The organism is Arthrobacter sp. PTI12, assembly GCF_056679915.1.
On record NZ_CM155256.1, the window covers coordinates 1,414,612 to 1,431,130 of the forward strand.

18 protein-coding genes and 1 pseudogene are annotated in these 16,519 nt (G+C 65.6%); 10 read left to right on the forward strand and 9 right to left on the reverse strand.

All coding sequences use genetic code 11. From position 1 onward, the window contains the following. Positions 1-54: 54 nt before the first annotated feature. Genes galK through AC1MBU_RS07040 form a run of 3 tightly spaced genes read right to left on the reverse strand, consistent with a single transcriptional unit; the run spans position 55 to position 3,124 of the window. A complete protein-coding gene (gene galK, locus AC1MBU_RS07030) occupies positions 55-1,209 on the reverse strand; it encodes a galactokinase (protein ID WP_479789604.1) in 1,155 nt (384 codons plus the stop codon). Continuing rightward, entirely contained in the window at positions 1,206-2,342 is a 1,137-nt protein-coding gene (gene galT / locus AC1MBU_RS07035) for a galactose-1-phosphate uridylyltransferase (protein WP_479789605.1), read from the reverse strand. The genes galK and galT overlap by 4 nt, the downstream gene beginning before the upstream one ends. Further along, on the reverse strand, positions 2,339-3,124 hold the full coding sequence (locus AC1MBU_RS07040; protein WP_479789606.1) for a DeoR/GlpR family DNA-binding transcription regulator: 786 nt from the start codon (positions 3,122-3,124) through the stop codon (positions 2,339-2,341). The genes galT and AC1MBU_RS07040 overlap by 4 nt, the downstream gene beginning before the upstream one ends. A gap of 117 nt (positions 3,125-3,241) precedes the next feature. On the opposite strand from AC1MBU_RS07040, the gene AC1MBU_RS07045 reads away from it, so the two are divergent. The 3 genes from AC1MBU_RS07045 to AC1MBU_RS07055 are packed head-to-tail and all read left to right on the forward strand — an operon-like array spanning position 3,242 to position 6,316. Then, positions 3,242-4,474 carry an AI-2E family transporter gene (locus AC1MBU_RS07045; protein ID WP_479789607.1) on the forward strand — a complete coding sequence of 411 codons (1,233 nt, stop codon included), beginning with the start codon at positions 3,242-3,244 and terminating at the stop codon, positions 4,472-4,474. 56 nt (positions 4,475-4,530) lie between these two features. Next, positions 4,531-5,727 (forward strand): threonine ammonia-lyase, encoded by a 1,197-nt coding sequence (gene ilvA, locus AC1MBU_RS07050; protein ID WP_277359527.1) that lies wholly within the window; start codon positions 4,531-4,533, stop codon positions 5,725-5,727. Between the two features lies 1 nt (position 5,728). Further along, positions 5,729-6,316, forward strand: a complete 588-nt coding sequence (locus AC1MBU_RS07055; RefSeq protein WP_479789608.1) for a rhomboid family intramembrane serine protease — start codon at positions 5,729-5,731, stop codon at positions 6,314-6,316. A 9-nt stretch (positions 6,317-6,325) separates the two neighbouring features. On the opposite strand, the gene greA is transcribed toward AC1MBU_RS07055, so the two are convergent. Continuing rightward, a complete protein-coding gene (greA, locus tag AC1MBU_RS07060) occupies positions 6,326-6,820 on the reverse strand; it encodes a transcription elongation factor GreA (protein ID WP_056548871.1) in 495 nt (164 codons plus the stop codon). A 216-nt stretch (positions 6,821-7,036) separates the two neighbouring features. Further along, entirely contained in the window at positions 7,037-7,483 is a 447-nt protein-coding gene (locus AC1MBU_RS07065; RefSeq protein WP_277359517.1) for a DUF4307 domain-containing protein, read from the reverse strand. A gap of 128 nt (positions 7,484-7,611) precedes the next feature. Here AC1MBU_RS07065 and mca point away from each other — a divergent pair, with 128 nt between their 5' ends. After that, positions 7,612-8,529: a mycothiol conjugate amidase Mca gene (gene mca / locus AC1MBU_RS07070; protein ID WP_471673548.1), complete on the forward strand. Its 918-nt coding sequence runs from the start codon at positions 7,612-7,614 to the stop codon at positions 8,527-8,529. A 61-nt stretch (positions 8,530-8,590) separates the two neighbouring features. Then, positions 8,591-8,965, forward strand: a complete 375-nt coding sequence (locus AC1MBU_RS07075) for a hypothetical protein (protein ID WP_479789609.1) — start codon at positions 8,591-8,593, stop codon at positions 8,963-8,965. 46 nt (positions 8,966-9,011) lie between these two features. Here AC1MBU_RS07075 and trhA read toward each other — a convergent pair whose 3' ends face one another. Then, the gene (gene trhA / locus AC1MBU_RS07080) at positions 9,012-9,764 is read right to left on the reverse strand and encodes a PAQR family membrane homeostasis protein TrhA (protein ID WP_479789610.1); all 753 of its coding nucleotides are present in this window, start codon (positions 9,762-9,764) and stop codon (positions 9,012-9,014) included. 133 nt (positions 9,765-9,897) lie between these two features. Between trhA and AC1MBU_RS07085 the strand changes: the two genes are divergently transcribed. Next, on the forward strand, positions 9,898-10,659 hold the full coding sequence (locus AC1MBU_RS07085) for an isoprenyl transferase (RefSeq protein ID WP_277358863.1): 762 nt from the start codon (positions 9,898-9,900) through the stop codon (positions 10,657-10,659). 257 nt (positions 10,660-10,916) lie between these two features. Continuing rightward, the gene (locus AC1MBU_RS07090) at positions 10,917-12,329 is read left to right on the forward strand and encodes a PhoH family protein (protein WP_428831038.1); all 1,413 of its coding nucleotides are present in this window, start codon (positions 10,917-10,919) and stop codon (positions 12,327-12,329) included. Positions 12,330-12,349: 20 nt separating this feature from the next. Here the strand turns inward: AC1MBU_RS07090 and AC1MBU_RS07095 are convergent, their stop codons facing one another. After that, the gene (locus tag AC1MBU_RS07095) at positions 12,350-13,093 is read right to left on the reverse strand and encodes a hypothetical protein (RefSeq protein WP_479789611.1); all 744 of its coding nucleotides are present in this window, start codon (positions 13,091-13,093) and stop codon (positions 12,350-12,352) included. A gap of 59 nt (positions 13,094-13,152) precedes the next feature. Here AC1MBU_RS07095 and AC1MBU_RS07100 point away from each other — a divergent pair, with 59 nt between their 5' ends. Continuing rightward, the gene (locus tag AC1MBU_RS07100) at positions 13,153-13,656 is read left to right on the forward strand and encodes a prepilin peptidase (protein ID WP_277358845.1); all 504 of its coding nucleotides are present in this window, start codon (positions 13,153-13,155) and stop codon (positions 13,654-13,656) included. A gap of 5 nt (positions 13,657-13,661) precedes the next feature. Then, positions 13,662-14,132: an NUDIX hydrolase gene (locus AC1MBU_RS07105; protein ID WP_479789612.1), complete on the forward strand. Its 471-nt coding sequence runs from the start codon at positions 13,662-13,664 to the stop codon at positions 14,130-14,132. Between the two features lie 135 nt (positions 14,133-14,267). Here the strand turns inward: AC1MBU_RS07105 and AC1MBU_RS07110 are convergent. Then, positions 14,268-15,099 (reverse strand): annotated as a pseudogene (locus AC1MBU_RS07110) (transposase). 58 nt (positions 15,100-15,157) lie between these two features. After that, positions 15,158-15,469: a putative quinol monooxygenase gene (locus AC1MBU_RS07115; RefSeq protein WP_006247389.1), complete on the reverse strand. Its 312-nt coding sequence runs from the start codon at positions 15,467-15,469 to the stop codon at positions 15,158-15,160. Positions 15,470-15,576: 107 nt separating this feature from the next. Here AC1MBU_RS07115 and AC1MBU_RS07120 point away from each other — a divergent pair, with 107 nt between their 5' ends. Continuing rightward, positions 15,577-16,518: a GlxA family transcriptional regulator gene (locus tag AC1MBU_RS07120; RefSeq protein ID WP_479789734.1), complete on the forward strand. Its 942-nt coding sequence runs from the start codon at positions 15,577-15,579 to the stop codon at positions 16,516-16,518. Position 16,519 lies beyond the last annotated feature (1 nt).

The following is a 16,519-nucleotide window of genomic DNA, read 5'->3' on the forward strand; positions in this document are numbered from 1 at the left end:
ACCGGACCTGCGCAAATCTTCCTGGGGTGGTTGGGTGGCGGTGGCGGAGAAACCTCAGGAAACCCGGCCGGCTCCGTCCGCCGGGGACACCGCGAAGATGGCCGGTTCGGTGAAACCCGCTGCGGCAAAGGCCGCCATCACTGCTGCACCGACGCGGTCCAGATCCGCCAGTTGAACCAGCGCAATGGCCGAGCCGCCGAAGCCGCCGCCCGTCATGCGGGAACCCAGTGCACCGGCCTCGCGGGACGATTCAACGGCGAGGTCCAGCTCAGCACAGGAGATCTCAAAATCGTCCCTCATAGAGACGTGGCTCGCATCCAGCAACGGCGCAATCGCCCGTGGTCCTTCGTTACGGAGAAGCTCGACGGCGGCCTGCACCCGGGCGTTCTCCGTGACGACGTGCCGTACCCGCCGGAACGTCTCCTCGTCCAGCAGGCCGGATGCCTCCTCGAGGTCCTCTTCGCTGAGGTCGCGCAGCGCCGGAACGCCCATGACATCGGCACCGACTTCACAGGCACGACGGCGTGATGCGTAGCCGCCGGTTGCATGGGAGTGACTTACCCGGGTGTCGATGACTAGGAGGGCCAAACCGTTCTCCTGCAACGGCAGGGGAACTAGCTCGGCGTGCTGCGTACGGCAGTCCAGGAACACCGCGTGTCCGAGCTTGCCCAGCAGCGACGCGGACTGGTCCATCAGGCCGGTGGGCGCGCCGACCATCTCGTTTTCGGCGCGTTGCCCGATGAGCGCGAGGTCCGAGCCGCTGAGACCGAGCCCGTACAGCTCATTGGCGGCGACCGCCACTGCGCACTCGATGGCGGCGGAGGAAGACAGGCCGGCTCCAACCGGAACTTGCGAGTCAATCAGCAGGTCCATGCCCATGACCGAATGGCCCGCCTGCCGCAGGGCCCACAGAACGCCCACCGGGTAGGCAGCCCAGCCTTCGACGTCGCCGGCAGCCAGTTCATCCAGATCGCTGATGATGACCTCGCCGGAGCCGGAGCCGGAGCTGGAGAAGGTCGAACTGACCCGGACGGTGGAGTCCTCCCGGACGGAAGCTGCCACCTGCGTGGCTCGGTCGATCGCAAACGGCAGCACAAACCCGTCGTTGTAATCGGTGTGCTCACCGATCACGTTGACGCGGCCGGGAGCTGCCCAAACGCCGACAGGTGAGTGCCCGAAGCGATCCTCAAACTGCTGAACGAGAGTCATGCTGTTACCTTCCCTGCTGGTGTTGCGGCGCGCAGGGTGGCGGCAACCTGCTCCGGAGTGGTGTCGTTGATGAAAGCACCCATTGCTGCTTCCGAGCCGGCGAGGAACTTCAGCTTATCCTCAGCCCTGCGGGGAGAAGTCAGCTGCAGGTGAAGGTAGCCGGCCTCGCGCAGGTCAGGAACCAGGGGCGCCTGATGCCACGCGGCAATGTAGGGGGTGGGGGTGCTGTAGATGCCGTCCACGCGGGCCAGCAGGTCGAGGTACAGCGTGGTCAGCTCGTCCTTTTCCTCGCCGGTCAGTGCGGCAATATCGGGAACGTGACGGTGCGGCACCAGGTGCACTTCCAGCGGCCAGCGTGCAGCGAACGGCACGTAGGCACTGAAGTGTGTGCCTTCAAGCACCATGCGCTCGCCGGATTCACGCTCGGACTTCAGCACGGAGCCCATCAGGGTGCCGCGCCCGTCGACGGCGTCAAAATAGCGCCGGGCAGCCTGCCCCATCAGCGCCGCGCGAGGCGGAACGAACGGATAGGCGTAGATCTGCCCATGCGGATGCAGCAGGGTCACCCCGATGTCCGCGCCGCGGTTCTCGAACGGGAAAACCTGCCGGATGCCTTCCATTGCGGACAACGCTTCGGTCCGGTGTGCCCACGCTTCGACGACGGTGCGAGCCCGCTCCGGCGGCAAGGACCCGAAGGAGCCCTCGTGGGAGGAATCGAACGCGACCACTTCGCACCGTCCGAAGGCCGTCGTCGTCGTGCCCCAGCCTGTGCTGGCGGGCTGGAGGTCCGGCAGCTCACCGAGCGCGGGTCCAAAGGAGGAGAAGCGGTTCTCAAAAACCACAACCTCGTAGTCGGAGGCGGGAACTTCGGACAGGTTGCCGGCTGTGGAGGGGCACAGTGGACACTGGTCCGCGGGGGGCAGGTGGGTGCGCGTCTGCCGGTGTGCGGCCACGGCCGTCCATTCGCCGGTCAGGGGGTCGTAGCGTACGTCTCCCGTACCGCCGCGGGGCGGGAGACCACGGGAATCGGCGACGGCGGCAGGGTCGCGGTGCAGCGCCGCCGCTTCCTCGCTAGCGTCGAAATAGATCAGCTCGCGTCCGTCGGATAAGCGGGTGGGGGTTACCTGGGTCATGGGGTGTCCTGGGGTTTGGGGGATGGGCCGGTTGGGGGAGTGAGGATGCTCGTTGTCCGGGCATAGCGCGGGTCATCCGGCTCGGAGTCGGTCACAATGCAGTGCACCCGCTCGATCCCGGTGATGCGGGCAAGGCTCACCGTGCCGAACTTGGTGGAGTCAGCCAGAACGATCAGCCGGCCGCACTGCTCGGCAAATGCACGGTTTGTGTCTGCCTCGGCAAGATTGGGGGTGGTGATCCCGGCCTGGGCGTCCACGCCGTGGGCACCCATGAAGCACAGGTCCACGTTGAAGGACCGGACGGTGGCTGCGGCAATGGGCCCTACCAGCGCTTCGGAAGGGGAGCGCTCACCGCCGGTCAGCAGGACGGTCACGCCAGGTGTTGCAGCCCGGTGCAGCTTCTCGGCGGCGGGCAGGGAATTGGTAAGGATGGTCAGGGGCCCGGAGAGGTGCTCGACCAGGCGGTAGGTGGTGGTTCCGCCGGTGAGCGCCACGGTCATGCCCGGTTGGATGAGGGCTGCCGCCGTTGCGGCAATGGACTCCTTGGCCTCGATGCGCTGGTCTGCGTTGACACCGAATCCGGGTTCGATTGCACTGAGCGCGGTCCGGGATGCTGCGCCGCCGTGGACCTTGCGCAGTGCGCCGGCGGAATCGAGCACGTCGATGTCCCGCCGGATGGTCATTTCCGAGACCCCCAAGGCCTCGGCCAGCTCGCCGACGCGGACCGTCCGCCGCACGCCGAGCTTCGCAAGAATGGCAGCATGCCGGTCGGCAGCGAGCATCAGCGGACTCCGTAGGTTGGCGGAAGAAAAGACACTTAACAAAATACAACGGTTTAGAACAAATTCAAACAGTTGGCCGAAAATGGTTCTGTCAGACGGTTGTGAAAAGATTGAGGCATGACGCGTCCTTCGCGGCGGAAAACGCAGCAGTCCTTCTCGAACGGCTTTGTTGCGCCCTCGGGCCGGTCTGCCGGCGAGGATGTCCCCTATGCGTTGAGGATCGGGGCGGCCTGGGCGTGGCGCGTCGGCCTGATTCTTGTGGTATCCGCTGCGGTGCTGTGGCTGATGAGCCAGATTTCACTGCTGGTCATTCCCCTGATGATTGCGGGCCTTCTTTCGAGTCTGCTGCTGCCGGCGGTGACCTTCCTGCGCGCACGCAAAGTGCCGGGGGGAATCGCCGTTTCCGTCATCGTTCTCGGATTCCTGCTCGCCGTGGCCGCCACCCTTTCCCTGGTCGGGCAGCAGCTCGCCGTCGGGTTCGCTTCACTCTGGGATGAGGCGCTGGCGGGGATCGAGCAGGTGCAGGAGTGGCTCTCCGACGGTCCACTGGACCTCACCTCGTCACAGATTGACGGCTTCATCGAGGAAGTCGCCAATGCTGTGGACAACAACAGCGGGGTGATTGTCAGCGGAGCGCTCTCCTTCGGATCCGGTGCCGGCTACTTTCTGGCCGGACTGCTGCTCACGGTGTTTGCGCTGATCTTCTTCCTGCACGACGGCGACACCATCTGGCGCTTCATCGCCGGCCTCGCACCGCGGCGGGCCCGGGCGGCGATCGCGGGTGCCGGCCGCCAGGGCTGGACCTCGATGGCCAACTACGTCCGGGTGCAGATCCTCGTTGCTTTCATTGACGCTGTCGGAATCGGTCTGGGAGCCGCCATCATTGGCGTGCCGCTCGTTCTTCCGTTGACGGTTTTGGTCTTCCTGGGTTCGTTCATACCCATTCTCGGCGCGCTCTTCACCGGCATGGTGGCTGTCCTACTGGCCCTGGTGGCCAATGGATGGGTCAACGCACTGGTGATGCTCGCCATCGTGCTGCTGGTGCAGCAGGTGGAAGGGCATATCCTGCAGCCGTTCGTCATGGGCCGCGCCGTCTCGCTGCACCCCCTCGCAGTGGTGCTGGCGGTTGCGGGCGGTTCCCTTATTGCCGGCGTTGCCGGCGCCTTGTTTTCCGTACCGCTGTTGGCGATCCTCAACACGGTCGTTCGTTATATAGCGGGCCGCACCTGGGAGACGGATCCTGCCCTCGGTGCGTCCTCTGGACATCCCAGCCCAGGCTCTGTCCCTGCACCCTACTCATCCGGTGAACCACTTGGGCCGGAACCCTCCACGAAAGAAGCGTCAACGTGACCACGGATCTCGCCCAGCTGGCAGTGACCCTCGAGGACGTCCTCGAAGCTCAGAAAATGCTCGACGGCGTCATTGCGTACACGCCGATCGAAGACTCCCGCGCACTTGGCAGGCTGACCGGTGCCAGGGTTTCGCTCAAATGCGAGAACCTGCAGCGCGCAGGTTCCTTCAAGGTGCGCGGCGCCTACACGCGGATGGCCAGGCTTTCCGCGGAGGAGCGGGCACGCGGCGTCGTCGCGGCCTCGGCCGGCAACCATGCCCAGGGCGTGGCTGTGGCAGCCGCCCGGCTTGGCATCAAGGCACGCATTTACATGCCTCTCGGTGTGGCGCTGCCGAAGCTCGCGGCAACCCGCGGGCATGGTGCGGAGGTGGTGCTCCACGGGCACAACGTGGATGAAGCACTGACCGAGGCAAAACGGTACGCGGATGAGCACGGTGCTGTCTTTGTCCACCCGTTCGACAACGTGGACGTGGTGGCCGGGCAGGGGACAATCGGCCTCGAAATCCTCGAGCAGGTTCCGGACGTTGACACCATCCTCATGGGGGTTGGCGGCGGCGGGCTGCTGGCAGGTGTCTCAGTTGCCGTCAAGGCCCGTGCCAGGGAGCTGGGGCGGGAGATCCGCGTGATCGGCGTGCAGGCGGAGAACGCAGCCGCCTATCCGCCGTCGCTCGCAGCGGACGCCCTCGTGCCGCTGCAGAAGGTTTCCACGATTGCGGACGGCATTGCCGTGGGCCGGCCGGGGCAGCTCCCGTTCTCGATCATCCGCGAACTCGTCGACGACGTTGTCACGGTGAGCGAGGATTCCCTTGCCCGCGCGCTGATCTTCCTGCTGGAGCGCTCCAAGATGGTGGTGGAGCCGGCCGGCGCGGTGGGCGTCGCGGCACTGTTGGATGGAAAACTGACGGAAAACGGGGCCAACCCGGGGAACACCGTCGTCGTGCTTTCCGGCGGCAACATTGACCCCATGCTGATGCTCAAGGTCATCCAGCGCGGCCTCGCTGCTGCAGGCAGGTATCTGGTGGTGCGGATGCTGCTCGATGACCGGCCCGGTTCGCTGGCCACCATTTCCCGCATCATTGCGGAGTCTGACGCCAACGTGACCGGTGTGGATCACACGCGGGTGGGTGGCTCGATCAGCATGGGGGACGTGGCGATCACCATCAACATGGAGACGAAGGGCGAGGAACACTGCGAGCAGGTGCTGAACAACCTGCGGGCAGAGGGCTTCCAACCCGTCGTCATCCAGGGCTGACATGCTGGCAAAGCGGGCGCGGGGTGCGTTAACGACTGTCGTCGGCTTCGCCGCCCTGCTGTGGATTGTGCATCTGGTTAACACGGCCACCGGTTTCTTCCTGATCCGGCTGCTGGGCATTGTGCCGCGGGAAGTGGAGGGGCTGGACGGCGTGCTGTTCGCGCCGCTGCTGCACGCGGATGCCGGACACCTGTTCAGCAATACGCTGCCGCTGCTGGTCCTGGGGTTTCTGGCGTTCCTGGAGGGCGCCCGGCGTTTCGCCGTGGCAGTCGGGGCAAGCTGGCTGGCCTCCGGGCTGGGCGTGTGGATCTTCGGCGGCGGAGTGACCATCGGTGCGTCCGGGCTGGTCTTCGGCCTGTTTGCCTACCTGCTGGTCCGCGGCTTCTACAACCGGGACTGGAAGCAGATCCTGCTCGCCGGGCTGCTCTTCCTGATGTACGGCTCGCTCCTCTGGGGCGTGCTGCCGCAGTTCGGTTCGAACATCTCCTGGCAGGCCCACCTCTTCGGGGCTCTCGGCGGAGTACTGGCTGCGCTGATACTGAAGCGGCGGCCGGCCCCGTCAGGGACCGACCGCCTCAGCGCTAGTTGAGAAGCACAGCTAGCCCGCGTAGGGCTTAGCCGACAGGACCTCGACGGTGATTTCCTTGCCGTTGGGCGCGGTGTACTTCACGGTGTCTCCGGCCTTGTGACCCTGGATCGCTGCGCCCAGCGGGGACCTCTCGCTGTAGACGTTGAGATCCGTGTCCCCGGCAACTTCCCGGCTGCCCAGGAGGAAGGTCTCCTTGTCTCCGGCGATGTTCGCCTCGACCAGCATGCCCGGCTCAACAATGCCGTCATCTGCAGGGGACTCGCCCACGTGTGCGTTGTTCAGCAGTTCGGTCAGCTGCCGGATGCGGGCCTCGGCCTTGCCCTGCTCTTCCTTGGCTGCGTGGTAGCCGCCGTTCTCCTTGAGGTCACCCTCAGAGCGGGCCTGCTCAATGCGGGAAACGATCTCGGTGCGGCCTGGGCCGGACAGGTGGTCCAGCTCAGCCTTAAGGCGGTCGTAGGACTCCTTGGTGAGCCAGGCGACGGATGCGCTGTTGGTGGACACGATATCTCCTTAGGTACGTCGAAGCCCTCAAGCGGGATTCGGCTGCGGCCTTTGCCGTGATGCGCGCATCTACAAGCAAAGACCCCGCCTGCGTGATGGCCTCTTCTCCTGAAGTACTTCAGTAGGAACCAACCGCGGGGCGGGGCGGAACGTATCAGTCCATTATAGACAGCAAGCTTCAAATACCCAATAACCGGGCGGATTCTGGATCAGTGACAATCAGGATTCCTCAAGGAGCCAGCAGGCGTTGACGCCGCCGCTGACCCCCTGAGACTCGGTGCGGACCGTGGTGCTGTGGGACGAGGTGCCACCGTCAACGGATTGGGAGTTGGTGGGCGGGATGGTCACCACGGTCCAGCCCACGATGGCGTAGGACTGGTTCAGTACCTGCACAGCGCACTGCGCCGTGGCGCCCGGATCCTTGGTGACCTCATAGTCCACGCGGGCCACGGCGGGGCCTTCAATGCTGAAGCCTACGTCCTTTGATGAAACCTCCGGCGTACCGGCGAAGATACTGAAAACACCCGTGGCAACCACCGCTGAAGCCAGGGCGAACCAGATCAGCCAGCGCTTGTGCCGGCGAGCAAGCCCGGTGGCGGGCCGCTGCGGCTTGGGGGCGCCGTAGCGATTGGCTACTCTTGGTACTGGCGCGTGGTCGGTGCTCATCGGTTCCAAGTTTACCAACCGGTGCGTAGGTGAATTTCCGTCATTTTCCAGCCGGCGCCCTGACCGGGGCCGCTTGCCTAGTCACACCAGGAAAGATTCAGGAGCATTCAGTGCCCAGCCCGGAGCAAATTCCAGCTACTCCTTCAGGAAATCCAGAGAACGACGGCGGCTACCGCCTTCTCGCGGTGCATGCGCACCCCGATGACGAGTCGAGCAAGGGCGCGGCCACCATGGCCAGCTACGTCGCAGCCGGAGTGTCCGTGATGGTGGCCACCTGCACCGGCGGCGAGCGCGGCGACATCCTGAATGCGCAGATGGCCGACGTGCCGCATGCGGCCCGCGACCTCGCGGGCCTGCGGCGCCTGGAGATGGCTGAGGCAGCAGCGGCGCTCGGAGTGGAACACCGCTGGCTAGGATTCGTTGACTCGGGACTGCCGGAGGGGGACCCGCTTCCGCCGCTGCCGCCCGGTTGCTTCGCGCTGCAGCCTCTCGAGCGGGCAGCCGCGCCGCTGGTGAAGCTGGTCCGGGAGTATCGGCCGCACGTGATCCTGAGTTATGACGAGAACGGCGGGTACCCGCACCCGGACCACATCATGGCGCACCGGGTAGCGGTTGAGGCGTACGAGGCCGCGGGGGACCCGTCCCGCTATGCCGGTCTTGGCGAGCCGTGGAATCCGCTGAAGCTCTACTATGACCGCGCGTTCAATCCGGAGCGGTTCCGTGCCCTGCACTTCGCGCTGGAGGAGGCCGGCCTGCAGTCGCCCTACGCAGAACGGATCGCGGCCTGGCTGGAGGCGGACGCCGAAGGCCACCAGCCCGCGCGGCCAACGCATCCCACCACGACGCAGATCGACTGCGGCGATTTCTTCGAACACCGGGAACGCGCACTGCTCGCTCACCGCACGCAGGTGGACCCGGCGGGCTTCTTCTTTGCGGTCTCCTCTGAGCTGCAGCGCAAGGTCTGGCCGTGGGAGGACTACTCGCTGATCTCCTCCCGTGTGCCGCAGGAATTGCCTGAAACGGACTTCTTCGCGGGCATAGAATAATTTTGTGGCCGTCTGCCTAAGGCATCGATGCCATGTCTCCTCGTGAAAGTGGTGCTCTGGAGTGTTCTCCCTGCTGAATCTGGCCGCAACCGTGACCCCGGCGCCCGGTGATGAACCCTCACTGCGCCCCGGTCTTGATCCGGCCGATGTAACCCCCGGATTGCTCGGGTTCCTGGCAACTCTCTTCCTGGTGATCGCAGTGATCTTCCTGATTCGTGACATGACCCGCAGGATCCGCCGTGTGCGCTACCGGGAGATGGCACTCCTTGAGGAAGAGGAAGCCCGGCAGGCGGAAGAGATTCGGCAGAGTCGGCCGCTCGAGCATCGCGGGGAAGCGCGCCGGGCGGAGGCCGTGGACGAGCCGTCCCGGACACCGCCCACAGGTCCTGCTGAACGCGGTACTCCCGGCGGCAAGTATGGGCCGGACGCGCCCTAAACCTTGGCTGGCCTGCTCCGCTTCGACGCTTCGCTGAGCGGCCCGCTCAGCGAAGCGGGTTGAGCACCGCGATCAGGATGGCGATGAAGTGGGCGGCGAACGCTGCGACGGTGAACGCGTGGAACAGTTCGTGGAAGCCGAACCAGTGCGGACTGGGGTTGGGCCGCTTGAGCCCATAGATCACCGCACCGGCAATGTAGAACACTCCGCCGACCAGGATGAGCACGGTGGCCGGCACGCTCGCGGCGAGGAAGTACGGCAGGAACAGCAGTGCCGCAAGGCCGAGGGCGATGTAGATGGGCACGTAGAGCCAGCGCGGCGCATTGACCCACAGCACGCGGAACAGCACGCCCGCAATGGCTCCGCACCAGATCAGCCAGAGCAGGAAGGTGGCTTTGTCCTGCGGCAGCAGCGCCCAGGAAAGCGGCGTATAGCTGCCAGCGATGACCAGCATGATGTTGGTGTGGTCCAGACGTTTGAGCACCGCCTTGGTGCGGGGCTGCCAGTTGCCGCGGTGGTAGACGGCGCTCACGCCGAAGAGCAGGACACCGGTGAACGCGTAGATCGCGGAGGTGACTTTTCCTGCCGGAGTGGGTGCCAGGACAACAAGCACGATCCCGGCGGCGATAGCCAGGGGAGTGGCTCCGAGGTGGATCCATCCCCGCCACTTCGGCTTGATGTTCAGCGCGTCTGCAGCGCGTTCGACGGCGTATTCCACGGGGCCGTCAACGGGTGCCGATTCGTCCGGTTGCCGGCGAGGATTGGGTGCACCGGCTGGAGGAGAAACGCGTCGGCTCATGACCCGAATTCTATCTGACCGGCCCATAAGTTACTAACGGGTAACAAGCGCCGCACCCCACACAGCGGGGCTCGTGCCGGTACGGTAGGAACTGAATCTCACTAGCTGATCGGAAGGACGGGTGGGCGCTGCCGTGATGTTTCCCTCGTTTGCCTACAACTTCTACGAGCGCAAACTCCAGCGGTCACTGGCAGCCGACCGCATCCCCCACCACATCGGCGTCATGGTGGACGGCAACCGCCGCTGGGCTAAGCTCGCCGGCGCACCGACGCAGCACGGCCATCAGGCCGGCGCGGACAAGATCCTCGAGTTCCTCGGCTGGTGCCGGGAGCTCGGCGTCGAAATGGTCACGCTCTACATGCTGTCCACGGACAACATGAGCCGCTCGGCGGAGGAAATCGAGCAGCTTCTGGACATCATCGGGAACACCCTCGACCGCCTGGGTGAAACGCGGACAGTTCGCGTCCAGCCGGTCGGCGCTCTCGATCTCCTTCCGGAACACCTCGCGGTCAAGGTCACTGAGCTCGCCGAACGCACCGCGTGCATTGAAGGGCTGCACGTCAATGTCGCAGTCGGTTACGGCGGGCGCCGTGAGATTGTCGACGCCGTCAAGGAACTGCTGATGCACGCGGACTCCGAGGGCGCATCGCTGGCCGATGTCGCCGGGAACCTGTCGGTCGGACAGATTTCCGAGTACCTGTATACGCGCGGCCAGCCGGACCCGGACCTCGTGATCCGCACCTCGGGCGAGCTGCGGCTTTCCGGCTTCCTCATGTGGCAGAGCGCGTACAGCGAGTTCTACTTCTGCGAGGCGCTCTGGCCGGACTTCCGGCGGGTCGATTTCCTTCGCGCGCTGCGCGATTACGGACGCCGGCAGCGCCGATTCGGCGGGTAGCATTCCTTCCGCATTTCGTCACCCAAAATTCACGCGACACGCACGCATTGCCGGTGCCGCCGTCGTCGTTCGCGGGCGTAATGTCTGTTGCAACAGCAGGCACCCGCCGGCTGTTCGGGGAGGCCACCTATGCAGGCACCGTGCTCACCAGCACCGGTTCTGAAAAGGGGAGGCCGTGCGCGGCCTTCGGGCCGGCCCGCCTCACCCAAGCCCTAGATTATTCTCGGGCGTTCCTCGCCCGGGGAAGTGGAGTTGAAGTGGCCACATCTCGCACAACCCAGCGATCCGCAACCGATACGCCCAGCAACACCAAGGCCCGCCCGGCGGCGCAGGACGAACAACTCCTCGCAGCGGCGGGCCTTTCTGCTGTCGAGAGTCTCGGCAGCCGCAGCTACGTCCTGGATACCTCGGTACTGCTGTCGGATCCGCGGGCCATCACACGCTTCGCGGAACATGAGGTGATCCTGCCGATCGTGGTGATCACCGAACTCGAAGGCAAACGCCACGATCCCGAGCTGGGCTTCTTCGCACGTAAGGCCCTGCGGCTCCTGGATGAGCTGAGGGTGCAGCACAACGGGCTGAACCAGGCTATTCCGCTGGGAACCGAGGGCGGAACGCTCCGGGTGGAACTCAATCACGTGTCCACCGAGGTGCTGCCGGTCGGCTTCCGCAGCGGCGACAATGACTCCCGGATCCTGGCCGTGGCCAAGAACCTCTCGGACGAGGGCCGCAACGTCACGGTGGTGTCCAAGGACCTGCCGATGCGCGTGAAGGCTTCCGCGATGGGGCTGCAGGCGGATGAGTACCGCAATGAGCTCGTCAAGGATTCCGGCTGGACGGGAGTTGCGGAGCTGGACACCCTGGACGACGACGTCGACACCCTCTATGCGCATGAGCCCGTCTTCCTGCCGGACGCCGCGGAACTGCCCGCAAACACCGGGGTCATCCTCCACTCCGGGAAGGGTTCAGCCCTTGGCCGGGTGGGCGCCGACAAGCAGGTGCGGCTGGTCCGGGGGGACCGCGACGTCTTCGGGCTGCATGGCCGGTCCGCCGAACAGCGGCTCGCCATTGACCTGCTGATGGATCCCGAGGTGGGCATCGTGTCCCTCGGTGGGCGTGCCGGCACCGGAAAGTCAGCACTGGCGCTGTGTGCCGGTCTCGAAGCTGTCCTTGAGAGGCAGGAGCACCGCAAGGTTGTGGTGTTCCGGCCGCTGTACGCCGTGGGCGGCCAGGAGCTGGGCTACCTGCCGGGCGGCGAGAGCGAGAAAATGAACCCCTGGGCGCAGGCGGTCTTCGACACCCTCGGGGCGCTGGTCTCGCAGGAGGTGGTGGAGGAAGTCATGGACCGCGGCATGCTGGAGGTCCTGCCGCTCACCCATATCCGCGGCCGGTCCCTCCATGATTCCTTTGTGATCGTGGACGAGGCGCAGTCGCTCGAGAAGAACGTGCTCCTCACGGTGATGAGCCGGATCGGGCAGAACTCCAAGATTGTCCTCACTCACGACGTAGCGCAGCGGGACAATCTGCGGGTGGGCCGGCATGACGGCATTGCCGCCGTCGTCGAGACGCTCAAGGGGCATCCGTTGTTCGGTCACATCACGCTGACGCGTTCCGAGCGCTCGCCGATCGCCGCACTGGTGACGGACCTGCTGGAGGGTGCCGAAATCTAGGGCTTGCGTTCCGTGGCGGGTCAGCCGACCTGCCACGGAATGTGGTCGCGTACGTCGGTGAGCGTGGGTGGGGCGTCGGTGAACAAATCATCAACCATGTACTCATCCACTCCACTGATGGCCAGCCGGTGGCCGCAGCCTGCGAGTTCGCCGTCGAGCGCTGTTGTTGAGACGCAGATTGCTGTGGCGACGTCCACCAGCACCCGGGTTCGGCCTGTTCCGATGAGCGGGCGGCCCGGCGTGAATGGCTGGTAGGAGATGTTCGGGGTGGCGGTGGCGGCGAGAACACGGCGGCCCTCGTAGACGTCTTCGCTGATGTCCTCGAGTTCAACGCGGTTCGCGAACGGCGTCTCATACGGCACCGGAGCATCCCCCGCGAGTTCCACGGGGTCAAGCATGGCGGACCAACGCGGGTCACCGAACGCCGGTTCCCCGTAGGCGGCTTTGGGGCGGCGGTGGACGTACCCGGTTTCGTTGTAGACCGGGCTGACGAGGTTCGGGGCGACGAGCCAGGAACTCTTGCTCGCACTGACGTAGAACGAGTCTCGGGAATGCTCGTTGCCGGTGCTGCTGTGGAGGAGGGCTCCCTCAGCTGTCTCAACCCTCAGTGCCTGCGGCCGGCGCACCCAGGCGCGCAGCGGATCCGACTCCCCGTCGGTGCTGATCCAGGACACGGAGAACCGTACCGTTTCCCAGCGCCACGGCGAGGAACGGCAGAGGGATCGGAAGAGGCTCGCCGGGTTCAAACCGCTTGAGGCGGACATATCCACAGTGTAAGCCAGGCGTTTCAGTTCCCGGCGCCGGATTCGGTTACGGTAGGCAGATGCTGGCGCTGATGGGGGAGTACTGGGACACCGCGCCCGTTGCGTTCTGGCTGTGCGCCCTTGCGCTGGCGCTGCTCGCGGTGATCGGGATCTGGCTCAGCGTCATCGATATCCGAACCCACCGGCTGCCTAACCGGATCATCTTTCCCTCCTATCCGGCGGCCGGTGTACTGCTCATAGCTGCGGCGCTCGCGGCACAGGACTGGGGCCGGCTGGTGTCCCTTGCCGGCGGGGCCGCTGTGCTGTGGGTGTTCTACTTCATCCTGCGCCTGATCTACCCGGCCGGTATGGGCTTCGGTGATGTGAAGCTTGCCGGGGTGCTGGGCCTGTATCTCGGCTTTGTGGGTTGGTCCTTCCTGCTGTGGGGCACTTTCGCGGCCTTCCTCCTCGGCGGACTGTGGGGTGTTCTCCTCATCATCAGCCGGAGGGGTAACGCCAAGACGGCCATCCCGTTCGGGCCGTTCATGATCGTCGGGGCAGGACTGGTCCTCGCACTAGGCTGAGGAATATGCCTATCCCCGAGTTCGTCCAGGACCTGCGTTCCAAGATCGGCCATGATCCGCTGTGGCTTCCCGGAGCAGCGGCGGTGGTGTATGACGACGACGGCCGCGTCCTGCTCGGACGCCGAGCCGATACCGGCCAGTGGACCCTCATCACCGGGATGATTGAGCCGGGCGAAGAGCCCGCCCCGGCCATTGTCCGTGAGGTGCAGGAGGAGACCGGCGTGTCAGTGGAGGTTGAGCACCTGGTGAGTGTCGACGTCGTCGGGCCGGTGATTTTCCCGAATTCCGACGTCTGCAGGTTCCTGAGCCTGGTGTTCCGGTGCCGGTACCTTTCCGGTGAGGCGCGCGTGAATGACGACGAGTCCATGGACGTGCGGTGGTTCTCACTCGATGACCTTCCGGAGCTGAACCCGCTTCACCGCAAGCACGCCGAGAATGCACGCTACTCGACGGGTGTTCCCAACTTCGTGCGCTGACGCGGCGGGTTGCCTGCCGCCCGTGGGCCGGAAGAGACGAAGCGCGGTACTGAACTTGCGATAGCGCTTCGGCCATCCGATAGCGGTTGAACGGTGTCGGGTGGCGGGAAGGCTATCGGGTGGCAGTAAAGGGGCTCATCCCAATCGGGGGTGTAGGAGTTGGGGTCTGAAGCCGCCGGTCTCGAGCAGGCTTCGGGCGATGTAGTTGGTCAGGTTGCGGAACCCGAGTGCGGAGCCGCGCAGGTGTTCGAGCCGTCCGTTGAGTGCCTCGGTCGGCCCGTTGCTGGTGCCGGGTCGTTCGAAGTAGGCGAGCACGTCGGCGGCTCGCTTCTTCAGGGTCCGGCCCAGGGTGGTGAGCTCGGTGAGCACCTTGGGGACGCCGGCGCTGAGGTCGGTGATCAGCTTCTCCATGAGCTCGCGGCCACGTTGCCGGTCCTCGTGGCGATAGGCGGCGATCATCCGCTGGTAGACACCCCAGGCTCGAACCGCGTGGGGTCGTTGATCAGCAGCCGCTTGCCTTCGGCCAGGACCGCGTTGTTGGCGGTGTCCCACGCGGCCCCGAGTCCCTCGGCGACACGGGCGACGGTGAGGTGTGCGACCACGATCCCTTCCAGCGCCCACCGCAGCCCGGTGCGCGAGAGCTTCGCGCGTGGCTCCGCCGCGGCGCTGGTGTCTTGGCGCCACACGTGTCCGCAGTCGGCACAGCGGTAGCGGCGCACTACAACTTCCAGCACGGTCGGTCGCCAGCCCAGCGGCTCGTGGGCCAACCGCCGGATCACGGTGTCACGAGCGGCGCCTTCGCTGCCGCACCGTCGGCACCACTGATCTGGTTCCACCACGCGGCACGCGAGGACCGCACGATCCGGTTCAAGTCGTTGCCGATCACGCTCAGACCGAGGCCGTCGAGTCGAGCGAAGGCGGTCAGGTCAGGGCGGCCGAAGCCGGCCGGCGGGGTAGCGTCGGACACGTCGACGTCTATCTGCGGACTGACTCGGCGGGGCGCGATCGTCTCGTGCGTTGGCGGACTACGGGAGCTTGGACGCGAGGACGTCGGCCGCCAGGATCTCGGGTGCTGCGCCGAGGAGGTGCTGGTTGGCCATCAGGGCTGCGACGATGGCGCCGTTGGCGTGGGCGTCGCGAGCGGCTTCGTCGGGGAATGCATCGAAGATCCAGAAGGTGTCGGCATGGGTCCTAGCCGCGAACCAGACAATCGTTCCTACTTCTTCGTTGGCGAGTGCGACAGCGCCGGCGAGCAGATCGGCGAGCGCGTCGTGCTGTCCATCGGCCGCGACGATCTTGGCGACGAAGGCATACGGAAGCGATGCGGGTGTGGACATGAGGGGTTCTCCTTGAAGTCGGGGTTCTTCGTGGGGCGAGTTCAGCATATGACGAGCGAGGGCCGATGGGGAGTGGCGTATACGGCAGTATTGCTATTATACACGCCATGCGTATCGGACTGATCGCGATCGACGGCTGCTTCGGTTCGGCGGTCGCGTCGATCATCGACATCGTGCGGGTGGCCGACGGAGCCCGCGGCGATGTCGACCCGCGGATCGACCCGATCGAACTCGCCATCCTCGGACCGAAACGGCGAGTGACCACGACGGCATCGATGACCCTGTCGGTGGACCACCCGCTGTCGGAGTCCGGAGAGTTCGACGTGGTCGTCGTCCCTGCGCTTGGAACCCTCACGGCCGCCGCGACCCACGACGCCCTCCAGAGCCGAGATGCTCGTTCGGTCATCGCCTCACTCGGGCGCCTCGACGACGCGACCACCCGGATCGCCGCGGCGTGCACCGGCGTGTTCGCCGTCGCCGAGACCGGACGGATGCATCATCGGCGGGCGACGACCAGCTGGTTCCTGGGGCCGGAGTTCCTGAAGCGCTATCCGACCGTCGCCCTCGATCTCGACACCATGGTCGTGGTCGACGGGAACCTCGTCACCGCCGGCGCCGCCTTCGCCCACATCGACCTCGCGCTCTCACTCGTGCGATCGATCAGCCCCGACCTGGCCCAACATGTCGCCAAGCTCCTCATCATCGACGAGCGCCCGTCGCAGGCGGCTTTCGTCGCCTACGAACATCTCCGGCACGAGGACCCGATCGTCGTCGAGTTCGAACGCTTCGTGCGCGCCCGCCTGGACGAACCGTTCAACGTCGCCTTCGTCGCGCAGTCGCTCGGCACCAGCCGGCGCACCCTCGAACGACGAGTCCGTGCGGCGCTCAACCTCACTCCGCTCGGCTTCGTCCAACGGCTTCGCATCGAACGAGCTCGGCACCTCTCAGCAACCACGGACCTCACCTCCGCCGAGATCGCGCTACGGGTCGGCTACGCGAACGCCGAGACTCTGCGCTCCCTCCTGCGCAGGGAGCGACGCCGTTCCTGAC